The sequence below is a fragment of the Kitasatospora terrestris genome, from assembly GCF_039542905.1.
GTDB lineage: Bacteria > Actinomycetota > Actinomycetes > Streptomycetales > Streptomycetaceae > Kitasatospora > Kitasatospora terrestris.
The window spans coordinates 3,966,017-3,979,419 of the sequence record NZ_BAABIS010000001.1 but is presented as its reverse complement, the minus strand read 5'-3'; the positions used below and the strand labels follow the sequence as shown (position 1 = coordinate 3,979,419).

Below are 13,403 nucleotides of genomic sequence, written 5' to 3'. Positions count from 1 at the left end.
TCAGGGGCGGGTCAGCGGGGGGCGGGGGTGAGGGTGAGGAGGGTGGCCTCCGGGGGGCAGGCGAAGCGGACGGGGGTGTAGCGGTTGGTGCCGCAGCCGGCGGAGACGTGGAGGTAGGAGCGGTGGCCGCCGGCGGTGTGGGTGGAGAGGCCCTTGACCCGGTCGGTGTCGAGGTCGCAGTTGGTGACCAGGGCGCCGTAGAAGGGGATGCAGAGCTGGCCGCCGTGGGTGTGGCCGGCGAGGACGAGCGGGTAGCGGTCGGCGGTGAAGGCGTCGAGGACGCGGAGGTAGGGCGCGTGGACGACGGCGAGGGAGAGGTCGGCGTCGGCGGAGGGGCCGCCGGCGACCTTCTCGTAGCGGTCGTGGCGGATGTGCGGGTCGTCGAGGCCGGTGAACTCGATGTCGAGGCCTGCGACGTCGAGGCGGCCGCGGGCGTTGTTGAGGTCGAGCCAGCCGGCGGCGTCGAAGCCGTCGCGGAGGTCCTGCCAGGGGTTGTGGACGGCGCCGGTGATGCCGCGGCGGCTGGAGCCGTCGGGGTTGTTGAGGCCGTGGACGCCGGTGCGCAGGGCCTTGAGGTACCGGGTGGGGCTCTTGCGGGCGGGGCCGTAGTAGTCGTTGGAGCCGAAGACGTAGACGCCGGGGAACTCCATCAGCGGGCCGAGCGCGTCGAGGGCGGCGGGCACGCCGAGCGGGTCGGAGAGGTTGTCCCCGGTGTTGACGACGAGGTCGGGCCGGAGTCCGGCGAGGCTCTGCAGCCAGCGCTGCTTCTTGGCCTGGCCGGTGACCATGTGGATGTCGGAGACCTGGAGGACGCGGATCGGCCTGGCCCCGGCCGGCAGGATCGGCACCTCGACGCGTCGCAGCCGGAACGCGCGCACTTCGTACCCGGCGGAGTAGGCGAGACAGGCGGCACCGGCTGCGGCGATGCCGAGGGGCACGGAGTACAGGGGTCGCATCGGTCCATGCTCTCAGCCCGCGGGCCGAGCGCTGAAACGGGGGCGGGCGCGGGGCGGGGGCAGGGCGGGGGCAGGGCGGGAAGGGGCCCGAGCTGCGGCGGAGGCGGGAGGGCGGCGTGAAAACGGCGTTGCGCGGAAACGGGGTTGACACCGGCTTGACTGGCTGTCAATGGTTAGTCGCGCAGTCTGGGAGCCGGTCGGATGCGCCGGGCGTAAGTGGTGCAGACCGCCGGTGGGGCGTTACGAAATCCCGATGGTCGAATCGCCGGATGTCGGCCAGCCGCGCTCACGGGCGTATTCGATGATTTCCGGGTCCTGGCCGAGGACGCGCGGATTGCCGACGACGCAGAGCATTCCGGCGGCGTCCAGGTGATCGCCGTATCCGAAGCAGCGGGTGGGGGAGAGTCCCAGCCTTGCCATGAACTCGACAACTGCGCCGAGCCGGGCGCCGAACGGACTGCGAACCTCCGGGCCGATCCCGTGCCCGAGGTCGTTCTCGACGTAGAGGAGCAGGTCGGGGGCGCCTTCCGGGCGGCCGTCCGGCGGCTCCTCCTCGATTCGGTGGACCATGTGGACCACTAAGTCGCCGGCTTCGCGGTGGCGGATCATCGCGTCGGCGGCGAGTGCCGCCGAATCCGTCACACCCTCCCTGAGATCGAAGAATGCCGCCCGCCGCAGCTCCGCCACCGCAAAATCGTCCGCGCCTCCGCCTGCCACGCCTGCCCCCACAGCTCGGACCATTGGCGGGCGGCCAATGGTGTACCAGTGAAAAATAGCGCATTGGGTGATCGCGCAGCGACGTTGGATGACGGAGCAGGGTTGCGATTGGTTCAAAAATCGCAGTCGGAATGGGGCAAAGCGGCGCGGAACGATTGTAAATTCGCGCAATGGCTCGGGAATGCGCGGATCGGGGCAATCGGCGCACAACGCCCCCGCTCCGGCCCCGTCCGGCGCCCGGCCGCGACGGTCAGCTCCCGTGGCAGCGGCGGAGACTGACGATGGATCAGCTGACGGGGCCCTGTCACAGGCCGCCCGAGCCGGGCTTGAGCAGGGCGGGTGCGGCCCAGGTCGATCGTATTGACATCATGATTGACAGATATTTACAAGTCGTGTTGACTCTCGTCGGACAGGGTTGCCGACGCAGAGGAATGACATGACCGGGGGAGACGTCGACACGGTCGGGATCATCCTGGCCGGGGGCCGGGGTGAGCGGGCCAAGCCCATCACCCTGGAGTCCGCCGACTACATACGCAGCAAGGCGCTGATCCCGTTCGCCGGGCGCCGCCTGATCGAGTGGGTGATCGACGCCTGCCGCGAGCAGGGCATCCGCCGCTTCTACGTGGTCGCCCAGGGCCTGGAGAACCGCAGCCAGATCAAGCTGCTGCTCGGCCACGGCGAGCGGTACGGCGTCGACGTCCGCTACTCCCGGTCGAGCTTCGACCGGTACAACGTCGGGTCCGGCGCGGCGACCCTGCACAACCTGGAGCAGTGGGACCTGACGGGCAGTGCGCTGGTGCTGCCGGTCGACTCCATCTTCGACTTCTCGCTGGCCGAGCTGCAGACCACGCACCGGACGACCGGGGCCGTGGTGACCGTCGCGGCGGTCGCCCGCACCCCCGTCGAGGTGTCGGGCAAGTACGGCGCGATGACCACCGACGCCGAGGGGCGGGTCACCGGCTTCGTGGAGAAGCCGGACCTGGCCCGGGTGCACGAGGTGTTCCCGGACGCGATGGGCGACACGGGCGCGCTGATCCCCACCAACGCGGGGATGTACCTGATCGACTGCGGTCGGCTGCGGGCGCTGGCCCGGGAGCCGAAGCTGATGCGCCAGGCGCAGCAGCGCCTCGACTGGGGCGGCGAGCTGCTGCCCTGGCTGGTCTGCCACGGCCACACGGTGGCCTCGCACCACATCGCCCGGCTGGGCGACCTCGGCAACGTCGAGGACTACCTGGTGACCCTGCGCAACGTGCTGGCCGGCGACTACCCCCAGATGAACCAGCTGATGCCGGCCCCGCACAGCGACAAGCCCCGGTTCTGGGTGCACGAGTCCAGCCTGGTGACCCGGGACGACGTCACCGGGACCACGCTGGCCGACAAGATCGCCGACGGCTCGGTGCGGATCGGCCCGGGCGTGCGGATCGGCCGTCACGTGACCATCGGCAACGACGTGCGGCTGGAGTACGCGGACATCGGCGACGGGGTCGAGGTCCGGGAGGGCGCCACCCTGGTCGGCACCTCGCTGGGCGACTCGGCGGTGGTCGGCCCGTACGCGGACATCAAGGACAGCTACGTCGGGCCGATGGTGGAGATCCGCTCGGAGCGGGCCCAGCCGGTGCGGCTCGACTCGTACTCGGCGGTCGGCGACGGCGCCTACCTGTGGCCCGGCACCCGTCTCTCGGGCGTCAGCGTCTACCCGCGGCTGAAGGTCCCGGCGATCGCCAACCTGCCCTCGGGGACCAGGCTGACCAGCTCGGACGACATCCTGCGCTGGGTCTGACCCGGCCGCCCACGGATCTGAAGAAACGTTTTGCTCGGCCGGCCTGCCGACAGGTCGACGGCTCGCGGCACCCTCGTACAGCCCAAGGAACGGGACAGCCCCTTAAGCCCAGCACAGCTCAGAGGAGGACCCTGATGGACAGCCCCGTTGCGGTGGTCGGCGGTTCCGGCCGACTCGGACGACTGATCGTTCAGCGCCTGCTGGACCGCGGCGAGACGGTACGCGCACTCGGGCGTACGGTGCAGCCGGCAAGACGGCTGCTGCCACCCGGGGCGACCTTCACCCCGGGTGACGTACGCGACCCCGCCACCCTGGCCGAGCCGCTGGCGTGGACCTCCGCGGTGGTCTTCTGCGTCGAGCCGGGCACCGACGACGAGGGCCCCGACCGGCCCGAGGCGACCCTGTACCTGGGGCTGCGCAACGTACTGGAGGCGGCCACCGCCGGCGGCGCCCGGCCGCACGTGGTGCTGGTCAGCCAGCTGCACGCGACCCACCGCGGCCACCCGCTGAACGCCTACGGCCGGGTGCTGGACTGGCGCCGGGCCGGCGAGGAGCTGCTCCGCGAGTGGGGCCTGCCCTACACGGTGGTCCGGCCGGGCTGGCTGATCGACGACCACGCGGCCGGCGACCGGGTCCGACTGGAGCAGGGCGACCAGGGCTTCGGCCAGGTCAGCCGCACCGACGTGGCCGACGCCTGCGTGCAGGCCCTGTACTCGCCGTCGGCGACCGGGGTCACCTTCGAGATGTTCAACGAGCCGGGTTCGCGACTCACCGACTGGGAGCAGGCGTTCGCCGCCCTGGAGACGGACCGCGTCGTCGTGGCCTGACCGCGCCGCGACGGAAGTGCGCCACGCCCGAGTGCCGCCACGCCCGAGTGTGCCACCGCGCCACCTTTCCCAGCCGCACCGAGAGAAACGGCAGAGACGATGACAACGAGTCAAGAGATCCCGGTGGCCCTGGAGGGCCTCGCCGGGGCCAGAGTCACGGCGGGGCGCTCCCAGCCCCTGGGCGCGACGCTGGACGCCGACGGCGTGAACTTCTCGGTGTTCTCCGAGCACGCCAACCGGGTCGAGCTGCTGCTCTTCGACAAGCACGACGACCTGGCACCCAGTCGGATCATCAACCTCGAACCGGACGAGCACCGCAGCTACCACTTCTGGCACTGCCACGTCTCCGGGCTGAAGGTCGGCCAGACCTACGCCTACCGGATGGACGGCCCCCGCCACACCAAGGAGTCCGGCACCCGCTTCAACCACCGCAAGGTGCTGCTGGACCCGTACGCGCGCGCCAACGTCAACACCCTGTGGGACCGGGTGCGCGCGGTCGGCCCGGAGGACAACTGCGCCTACTCGATGCGCTCCATGGTCGTCGACCTGGACAGCTACGACTGGGAGGGCGACGAGCCGCTGCGCCGCCCGCTGTCCGAGACCGTGATCTACGAGATGCACGTCGGCGGCCTGACCTCCTCGCCGACCTCCGGGGTGCGCCACCCGGGCACCTTCACCGGCGTGGTCGAGAAGATCCCGTACCTGAAGGAGCTCGGCGTCACCGCGGTCGAGCTGCTGCCGGTCTTCGACTTCGACGAGCGCCAGGTGCTGCGCACCGGCCCGAACGGCGCGCCGCTGCACAACTACTGGGGCTACGACCCGTTCGGCTTCTTCGCGCCGCACACCTCGTACTGCTCCGACCCGTGCGAGTGCACCCACATCACCGAGTTCCGCGACATGGTGAAGGCGCTGCACAAGGCCGGCATCGAGGTCATCCTGGACGTGGTCTTCAACCACACCAGCGAGGGCAACGAGCACGGTCCGACGATCAGCTTCCGGGGCCAGGCCAACGAGGTGTACTACCACCTGTGGCCGCAGGACCGCCGGCACTACATGGACTTCACCGGCTGCGGCAACGCGATCAACGCCAACCACCCGGCGGTGGCGAAGTTCATCATCGAGTGCCTGGAGTACTGGGTCACCGAGCACCACGTGGACGGCTTCCGCTTCGACCTGGCCTCCGAGCTCTCGCGCGGCGCCGAGGGCTACGAGATGGAGACCCCGCCGGTGCTGTGGGGGATCGAGCTGTCCGGCATCCTCTCCGACACCAAGATCATCGCCGAGCCGTGGGACGGCGGCGGCCTCTACCAGGTCGGCCGCTTCCCGGGGAAGCGCTGGGCGCAGTGGAACGGTCCGTTCCGCGACGACGTCCGGCGGTTCGTGCGCGGCGACGCCGGGATGGTCGGCACCGTGGCCACCCGGGTGGGCGGCTCCCGCGACCTGTTCGCCAAGGCCGGTGAACTCCCCACCAACAGCATCAACTTCATCACCTGCCACGACGGCTTCACGCTGAACGACCTGGTCAGCTACAACGGCAAGCACAACCACGCCAACGGCGAGTCCAACGCGGACGGCTCGGACGAGAACTTCAGCTGGAACTGCGGCGTGGAGGGCCCGACCGACGCCTGGGACGTGGACCAGCTGCGGGTGCGGCAGATCAAGAACCACGCCGCGATCCTGCTGCTCAGCCGCGGCGTGCCGATGATCCTGGCCGGCGACGAGTTCCGCAACAGCCAGCTCGGCAACAACAACGCCTACTGCCAGGGCAACGAGATCGCCTGGCTGGACTGGCAGCAGGCCGAGAAGGAGGTCGACGTCCAGCGGTTCTTCCGCGAGATGATCGCCTTCCGCAAGCGCCACGGCGCACTGCGCGCGCCCCGGTTCTTCTCCGGGCGCCGCAACGAACGGGATCTTCCGGACGTCACCTGGCACGGCACCAGGCTGGAGCAGCCGGGCTGGGAGGACACCGACGCCCGGGTGCTCAGCTTCACCCTGGCCGGCTTCGACGGCGAACCCGACCTGCACGTCATCTTCAACATGTACCACCTCGGCCTGGACTTCGAGCTTCCCCACCTCCCCGGCCACTACTGGGCCAGGTCCGTCGACACGGCCCGGACCAGCCCCAACGACATCCTCCCCCCGGGCGCGGAAGCCCCTGTCGAGGGCCACCTCTTCCACGCCCACGGCCGCAGCGTGGTCGTCCTGACCGCCCTGCCCGACGATGGAGTCACCCGATGAGCGCACCTGCAGCCCGCCGCACGTACTCGGACAGCATCGCCGGCTACGTCACCTCGTTCGACCCGGTCCACGACAGGTTCGGCCTGCGGACCTCGGACGATCGCGAGTTCACCATCCACCTCGACGGTCTGATCGGGTCGGAGATCGTGCGCAACCTGGGCGACGAGCGCCGGGACACCAGCGGATCCACCCGGGACATGCTCGCCGAGGGGCGCTTCGTCTTCGTCCACGGCCTCTTCTACCAGTGGGAGGGCGGCGAGCGGATCGAGGCCCGGCAGATCACCTTCCCCGAGGAGACCCGCGGCGCCTACGTCTTCGAGAAGCCGACCTGGTGGGTCCAGCAGGCCGCCGAGATCGCCGACTTCTACCTGCGCGGGCACTTCCCCGACGGGGTGTACGACTGGCGCAACTTCCGCACCAAGCTGACCCTGAGCGGCACCCACCTGCCCGAGTTCGCCGGCCAGGACGTCCGCCAGGAGACCGACACCATCTCCCGGCTGGTCTACGGCCTCGCCACCGCCTTCATGCTGACCGGCGAGGACCGCTTCCTGGAGGCGGCCCAGTCCGGCACCGACTACCTGCGCGAGCACATGCGGGTGGTGGACGAGCGCGAGGGCGTCGCCTACTGGTACCACGGCATCGACATCACCAGCTCGGGCCAGCGCAAGGTCTTCGCCTCCGAGTTCGGCGACGACTTCGACGCCATCCCGATGTACGAGCAGATCTACGCGCTGGCCGGCCCGACCCAGACCTACCGGATCACCGGCGACCCGCGGATCCTCGAGGACATCGACCGCACCGTCGCGCTGTTCCACCGCTACTTCAAGGACGAGGACCGGGGCGGCTTCTTCTCCCACCTCGACCCGATCACCATGGACCCGCGCGCCGACTCGCTCGGCCGCAACCGGTCCCGCAAGAACTGGAACTCGGTCGGCGACCACGCCCCCGCGTACCTGATCAACGCCTATCTGGCGACCGGCCGCGAGGACTTCGCCGAGCTGCTGGAGAACACCGCCGACACCATCACCAAGTACTTCCCGGACGAGCCCAACAGCCCGTTCGTCCAGGAGCGCTTCCACGAGGACTGGAGCCCCGACCGCACCTGGGGCTGGCAGCAGGACCGCGCCGTGGTCGGCCACAACCTCAAGATCGCCTGGAACCTGACCCGGATCCGCGCCCTGCGCGACAAGCCCGAGTACGCCGCCCTCGCCGAGCGGATCGCCGACATCATGCCGCCGGTCGGCAGCGACCAGCAGCGCGGCGGCTGGTACGACGTGGTCGACCGCCGGGCCGACCCGGCCAGCGGCGCGCACCGCCTGGTCTGGCACGACCGCAAGGCCTGGTGGCAGCAGGAGCAGTCGATCCTCGCCTACCTGATCCTGGCCGGCGTCGACGGCGACCCCGAGCACCGCCGCCTCGCCCGCGAGGCCGCCGCCTTCTACAACGCCTTCTTCCTGGACTACGACGACGGCGGCGTGTACTTCAACGTGCTCGCCAACGGCATCCCGTACCTGCTCGGCACCGAGCGGCTCAAGGGCAGCCACTCGATGGCCGGCTACCACGCGCTGGAGCTGTGCTACCTGGCCGCCGCCTACACCGGGCTGCTGCTCACCTCCTCGCCGCTCACCCTGCACTTCCGGCCGCTGCCGGAGACCTTCCCCGGCCGCGTGCTGCGGGTCTCCCCGGACCTGCTGCCCGAGGGCACCGTCCAGATCGACCGGGTCTGGATCGACGACCAGCCGTACCTGGACTTCGACCCGAAGGCGCTGACCGTCAACCTGCCGGAGAGCGACGTCCCGCTGAAGGTCCGGGTCGACGTCGAGCCGGCCGACATGCGGCTGCGGGTCACCAGCGAGTTCGATGGCAACACCGCGCACATCCACTGCGACGGCGTGATCGACCGCGACGAGCTGGACAAGTTCCGCCGGGCGCTCGTCGAGGCGCTCTCCGTCGAGCCGCGCCGGGTGGAGTTCCACCTCTGCAAGACCACCGAGATCACCCGGCCCGCCATCAACGAGCTGCTCTTCCAGCGCGCCAAGATCGGCCTGGACGTCGAGTTCGTGATCGTCGGCTGCGCACTGCCCGAGGTCACCCAGGCCCTGCTCGCCACCGACGCGTTCGTCGTCGAGCTCGACGACGAGGGCAGCTGCGACCGGGACTGACCCGTCCCCCCTTCACCCCCACCGCGCCACCCCCAGCCGGCTCCGCCCGGCCCACCCTGCCCTCCCGCGGTGAACCCCCCACACACCGAGGGAGGGCAGGGCTCTGTCCACCCCCCTTTCCGACCGCTTCCGACTCCCGGAGGATCGACGTGCGCACACTGACGCGGCCCGGCGAACCGCTCGCTGGAGAGAGTACGGACGAGATCTCCGCGTACTGCCAGGACCTGTTCGCCCCGCTGGCCCGCTCGGACCAGCGCCGCTGGGGCGAGGTGTACCTGCGCGGCCTGCTGCACGCCTCGGGCCGCCGCACCCCCAGCAACATCTCCGAGCAGGTGCTCGGCCGGCGGACCGCCCAGCCCATCCAGCAGTTCGTCAACCACAGTACGTGGGAGTCGGGTTGGATCCGCCGGCAGCTCGCCGAGGCCTACACCGCGGCCGCCGCGCCGCGGGCCTGGGCCTTCGACGAGGTCGCCTTCCCCAAGAACGGCACCCGCTCGGTGGGCGTCGCCCGGCAGTTCGCCTCCACCGCGCGGCGGACCATCAACTGCCAGCTGGCGCTCGCCACCTCACTGGTCCACCCGCAGTCCTGCCTGCCGGTCAACTGGCACCTGATGCTGCCCCGGCACTGGGACGACGACGAGGACCTGCGCGACCGCGCCCACGTCCCGCACCACGAGCGGCACCGGCCGCGCTGGCACTACCTGCTCGACTCGGTCGACGAACTGCTCCAGGACTGGGACCTGCCCCAGGCCCCGGTGCTCGCCGACTGGACCATGGAGTCCCAGGTCGAACCGCTGCTGCTGGGCCTGGAGGACCGCGGCCTCGGCTACCTGCTGGAGGTCGGCGCGGCCAGCCACATCCCGGTCGGACGGCACCCGGTCCGGGTCGGCGTGCACCACCGCGCGCCGCACACCCGCACCGTCGCCGAGGTCGCGCACGCCCTGCTCGACCGGGCCCACCGCGAGGTGATCGCCTGGCGCGACGCACCGGCCGCCAACGTCCGGCGCTCCCAGTTCCTCGCCGTCCGGCTGCCCGGCGGCCCCGCCGCCCCCGGCGACCGGCGCGCGGCCGGCGGCCGGGTCCGGCACCTGATCGCCGAGTGGCCGTTCGGCCGGCCCAAGCCGCGCACCTACTGGCTGACCAACCTGCCCGCCGAGCAGCTCGCCGAGACCGTAGCGCTGGCCGAGCTGCGCCACCACTCGGCCCGCGGCTGCGAACGCCTGCACCGCGAGTACGGCCTCGGCGACTTCGAGGGCCGCTCCTTCCGGGGCTGGCACCACCACGTCACCCTGGTCTCCGCCGCCCGCGGCTTCCACACCCTGCAGGAGCTCGGTGAGCAGGCCGAGGCCTGCTGACCCGTCCGGGTGGTGCCGGGCGGGACACCGGGGCGGGCCGAGGCGCGAATGGCCCCGTAGACAACCCCCGCCGCACCCCCTCCTCATATGATCGGAGCGACATGCGTCATCCTTGGTGGTGAATAGCACTGCCCAGACACCAGCAGGAGGAAGCTCGTGGACGACGTTCTGCGGCGCGCCGCGCTGTTCGCGGCTCTCGACGACGACCAGGCTGCCGAGCTGCGGGCTTCCATGACCGAGGTGACCCTCGCCCGCGGTGAGTCGCTGTTCCACGAGGGCGACCCGGGTGACCGCCTGTACGTCGTCGTCGAAGGCAAGGTCAAGCTCCACCGGGCCTCGCCCGACGGCCGCGAGAACATGCTCGCGGTGCTCGGCCCCAGCGAGATGATCGGCGAACTGTCGCTGTTCGACCCGGGCCCGCGCACCGCGACCGCCACCGCCCTGACCGAGTGCAAGCTGCTCGGCCTCGGCCACGGCGACCTGCTCCCGCTGCTGCACGCCCGGCCCGAGGTGTCCATCGCCCTGCTGCGCGCCATCGCCCGACGGCTCCGCCGGACCAACGACGTGATGTCCGACCTGGTCTTCTCGGACGTGCCGGGCCGCGTCGCCAAGGCGCTGCTCGACCTGTCGCGCCGCTTCGGCGTCCAGTCCGACGAGGGCATCCACGTCGCCCACGACCTCACCCAGGAGGAGCTCGCCCAGCTGGTCGGCGCCTCCCGCGAGACGGTCAACAAGGCGCTCGCCGACTTCGCCGGTCGCGGCTGGCTCAAGCTGGAGGCCCGCGCCGTCGTCCTGATGGACGTCGAGCGCCTCTCCCGCCGCTCCCGCTAGGCCGGGAAGGCCCGAAGGGCGCGGGGTGTCCACCGGTCCGCGGACCGGTGGACACCCCGCGCCCTTCGCGTACCGCCGGTGCTCAGATCAGGCCGTGGTCCTCGAGGTACGTGAGCTGGGCCCGGACCGAGAGTTCGGCCGCCGGCCAGAGCGCCGGGTCCACGTCCGCGTAGACCCGGGCGACCACTTCGGCGGCGGTCCGGCAGCCGGCCTCCACCGCGGTCTCCACCTGGGCCAGCCGGCCGGCCCGGTGCGCCAGGTAGTAGTCGACGGCGCCGAGCGCGTCCGCGAGCACCGGCCCGTGGCCGGGCAGCACCGTCCGGACACTGTGCTCGGACGCCATGGTGTGCAGCCGCCGCAGCGAGTCCAGGTAGTCGCCGAGCCGCCCGTCCGGGTGGGCCACCATCGTGGTGCCGCGCCCCAGCACGGTGTCACCGGTGAGGATCGCGCCGTCCGCCGGCAGGTGGAAGGTCAGCGAGTCCGAGGTGTGCCCCGGGGTGGCGACCACCCGCAGGTCGAGGCCGCCGACCTCGATCCGCTGGCCGCCGTGCAGCCCCTCGTCACCCAGCCGGTGCGCGGGGTCGAGCGCGCGCACCGGCGTCCCGGTCAGCTCGGCGAACCGCGCCGCGCCCTCGGCGTGGTCGTGGTGCCCGTGCGTGAGCAGGGTCAGGGCGATCCGCTTGCCCTGCTCCTCGGCGGTCCGCACCACCCGGCGCAGGTGCCCCTCGTCCAGCGGACCCGGGTCGATCACCACGGCCAGGTCCGAGCCGGGCTCGGAGAGCAGCCAGGTGTTCGTCCCGTCGAGCGTCATCGGCGACGGATTGGGCGCGAGGACGCACAGCGCGCGGGGGGTGGCGGCCCCGCCGACGGTGTCGGCGGGGTCACCGGGAAGGAGACCGGCCATTACCCGTCCGTCTCGGTCCGGCCCAGGGCCCGCAGCGGCAGCGGGCGGGTCAGCAGGCGCGGGGTCGGCTCGTCCGGGACCGCGCAGTCGGTGCAGGCGAGCGTGCGGGGGGTGAGGCTGCGGGCGGGCATGCGAGGTGCCGTCCGGCGAGCCACGTCGTTGTGGATCATCGGCCGATCGTCCTTCCTGGTCGTCACGGCGGTCCGTGCTTCGGATGTACTGCTCATCCCATCAGATCGGGAACTCCCCGTCGATGGTCAGCTCCTCATACCCCGGCCACCGGACCGTCATACGGTCGCCGGCGACCTCGGCCCGGCCGAGCACCGGGCGCACCGTCCGGGACCGGGCCGCGGCCAGCGCGTCCTGCGGCGAACGGACCGCGACCAGCTCCCGCAGCACCGAGACGGTCGGCGGCAGCATCCCGTACCGGCCCTCCGCGTAGCCCGCGACCGCCTCCGCCGGGGACAGCCACGCCACCCGGTCCGCCTCGCCGACGGTCGAGGCCGCCGACTGCCCGGACGGCAGCGCCGCCACGAAGAACCAGGTGTCGAACCGGCGCTCCTCGAACTCCGGCGTCACCCAGCGCGCCCACCCGCCCAGCAGGTCGCTGCGCAGCACCAGCCCGTGCTCGGTCAGGAACTCGGCGAAGGACAGCTCGTGCGCCTCCAGCGCGGCCCGCTCGGCCGTCCAGTCGCGCGGTTCGACCACACCGTCGGCGTCCGGTCCGGCCAGCAGGACGCCGGCCTCCTCGAAGGTCTCGCGGACGGCGGCGCACACCACGGCGGTCGCGGTCGCCGGGTCGGTGCCCAGCCGCTCGGCCCACTCGGCGGGGCTCGGGCCCGCCCACGCGGGAGCCGCCCCGGCGTCCCGCGGGTCGACACCGCCGCCGGGGTAGGCGTACATGCCGGCGGCGAACGCCATCGAGGTGCGGCGGCGCAGCAGGTACGCCTCGGGGCCCTCGGCGCCCTCGCGCAGCAGCACCACGGTGGCCGACGGCTTCGGGGTCGGCGGGGTCAGCTCGCCGGCCGCGAGCGCCCGGATCCGGGCAGGCCAGCCGGGGGGCATGGGGAGCGGAGGGTGATCCATGGGCGGGATGCTAGGGCAACCGGCGAGGGCACAACCAGGTACCCCCACGCACCCCTGGTTGTGCCCTGCGCCCGGCTCGCGTCAGCTCCGGACGCGGACCTGGAGCTCGACCTCGACGGGGGCGTCGAGGGGGAGGACGGCGACGCCGACCGCGCTGCGGGCGTGCACGCCGGCGGCACCGAGCGCGGCGCCCAGCAGCTCGCTGGCACCGTTGATCACACCGGGCTGGCCGGTGAAGTCGGGGGCGGAGGCGACGAAGCCGACCACCTTCACGACCTGCTCGACCTCGTCCAGGTCACCGATCACGGACTTGATCGCGGCGAGCGCGTTCAGCGCGCAGATCTGGGCGAGCTGCTTGGCCTCCTCCGCGGTGACCTCGGCGCCGACCTTGCCGGTGCTCGGCAGCTTGCCGGCGACCATCGGCAGCTGGCCGGAGGTGAACACGTACTCGCCGGTGCGCACGGCCGGCACGTACGCGGCGACCGGCGCCGCGACCTCCGGCAGGGTGAGCCCGAGCTCGGCGAGCTTCTCCTCGACCTTGCTCATG

Annotated in this window: 12 protein-coding genes; 6 read left to right on the top strand and 6 right to left on the bottom strand. The window is 71.8% G+C overall.

What is annotated here, in order from left to right:
* Positions 1-11: 11 nt before the first annotated feature.
* Together ABEB06_RS18245 and ABEB06_RS18240 are read right to left on the bottom strand one after the other, a co-directional pair.
* A complete protein-coding gene (locus tag ABEB06_RS18245; protein WP_345697932.1) occupies positions 12-956 on the bottom strand; it encodes a metallophosphoesterase in 945 nt (314 codons plus the stop codon).
* Positions 957-1,196: 240 nt separating this feature from the next.
* Positions 1,197-1,643: an HAD family hydrolase gene (locus ABEB06_RS18240; RefSeq protein WP_345697931.1), complete on the bottom strand. Its 447-nt coding sequence runs from the start codon at positions 1,641-1,643 to the stop codon at positions 1,197-1,199.
* A 466-nt stretch (positions 1,644-2,109) separates the two neighbouring features.
* Here ABEB06_RS18240 and ABEB06_RS18235 point away from each other — a divergent pair, with 466 nt between their 5' ends.
* The 6 genes from ABEB06_RS18235 (at position 2,110) to ABEB06_RS18210 (ending at position 10,866) form a co-directional block, all read left to right on the top strand.
* Positions 2,110-3,453: a sugar phosphate nucleotidyltransferase gene (locus tag ABEB06_RS18235; protein WP_345697930.1), complete on the top strand. Its 1,344-nt coding sequence runs from the start codon at positions 2,110-2,112 to the stop codon at positions 3,451-3,453.
* Between the two features lie 134 nt (positions 3,454-3,587).
* The gene (locus ABEB06_RS18230) at positions 3,588-4,280 is read left to right on the top strand and encodes an SDR family oxidoreductase (protein ID WP_345697929.1); all 693 of its coding nucleotides are present in this window, start codon (positions 3,588-3,590) and stop codon (positions 4,278-4,280) included.
* Between the two features lie 99 nt (positions 4,281-4,379).
* Positions 4,380-6,518 carry a glycogen debranching protein GlgX gene (gene glgX, locus ABEB06_RS18225; protein ID WP_345697928.1) on the top strand — a complete coding sequence of 713 codons (2,139 nt, stop codon included), beginning with the start codon at positions 4,380-4,382 and terminating at the stop codon, positions 6,516-6,518.
* Positions 6,515-8,680, top strand: coding sequence for an AGE family epimerase/isomerase (locus tag ABEB06_RS18220; RefSeq protein ID WP_345697927.1), 2,166 nt, complete (start codon positions 6,515-6,517; stop codon positions 8,678-8,680). Before glgX ends, ABEB06_RS18220 begins: the two co-directional genes overlap by 4 nt.
* 149 nt (positions 8,681-8,829) lie before the next feature.
* A complete protein-coding gene (locus tag ABEB06_RS18215) occupies positions 8,830-10,035 on the top strand; it encodes an IS701 family transposase (RefSeq protein WP_345697926.1) in 1,206 nt (401 codons plus the stop codon).
* Between the two features lie 156 nt (positions 10,036-10,191).
* Positions 10,192-10,866, top strand: a complete 675-nt coding sequence (locus tag ABEB06_RS18210) for a Crp/Fnr family transcriptional regulator (protein ID WP_253802339.1) — start codon at positions 10,192-10,194, stop codon at positions 10,864-10,866.
* 82 nt (positions 10,867-10,948) lie between these two features.
* On the opposite strand, the gene ABEB06_RS18205 is transcribed toward ABEB06_RS18210, so the two are convergent.
* From ABEB06_RS18205 to ABEB06_RS18190, 4 genes are all read right to left on the bottom strand, one after another.
* Positions 10,949-11,770 (bottom strand): MBL fold metallo-hydrolase, encoded by an 822-nt coding sequence (locus ABEB06_RS18205; RefSeq protein WP_345697925.1) that lies wholly within the window; start codon positions 11,768-11,770, stop codon positions 10,949-10,951.
* The gene (locus ABEB06_RS18200; protein ID WP_345697924.1) at positions 11,770-11,940 is read right to left on the bottom strand and encodes a hypothetical protein; all 171 of its coding nucleotides are present in this window, start codon (positions 11,938-11,940) and stop codon (positions 11,770-11,772) included. The genes ABEB06_RS18205 and ABEB06_RS18200 overlap by 1 nt, the downstream gene beginning before the upstream one ends.
* A gap of 61 nt (positions 11,941-12,001) precedes the next feature.
* Positions 12,002-12,856 (bottom strand): NUDIX hydrolase, encoded by an 855-nt coding sequence (locus ABEB06_RS18195; RefSeq protein ID WP_345697923.1) that lies wholly within the window; start codon positions 12,854-12,856, stop codon positions 12,002-12,004.
* A gap of 81 nt (positions 12,857-12,937) precedes the next feature.
* Positions 12,938-13,402 (bottom strand): RidA family protein, encoded by a 465-nt coding sequence (locus ABEB06_RS18190; RefSeq protein WP_345697922.1) that lies wholly within the window; start codon positions 13,400-13,402, stop codon positions 12,938-12,940.
* Position 13,403: the final 1 nt, after the last annotated feature.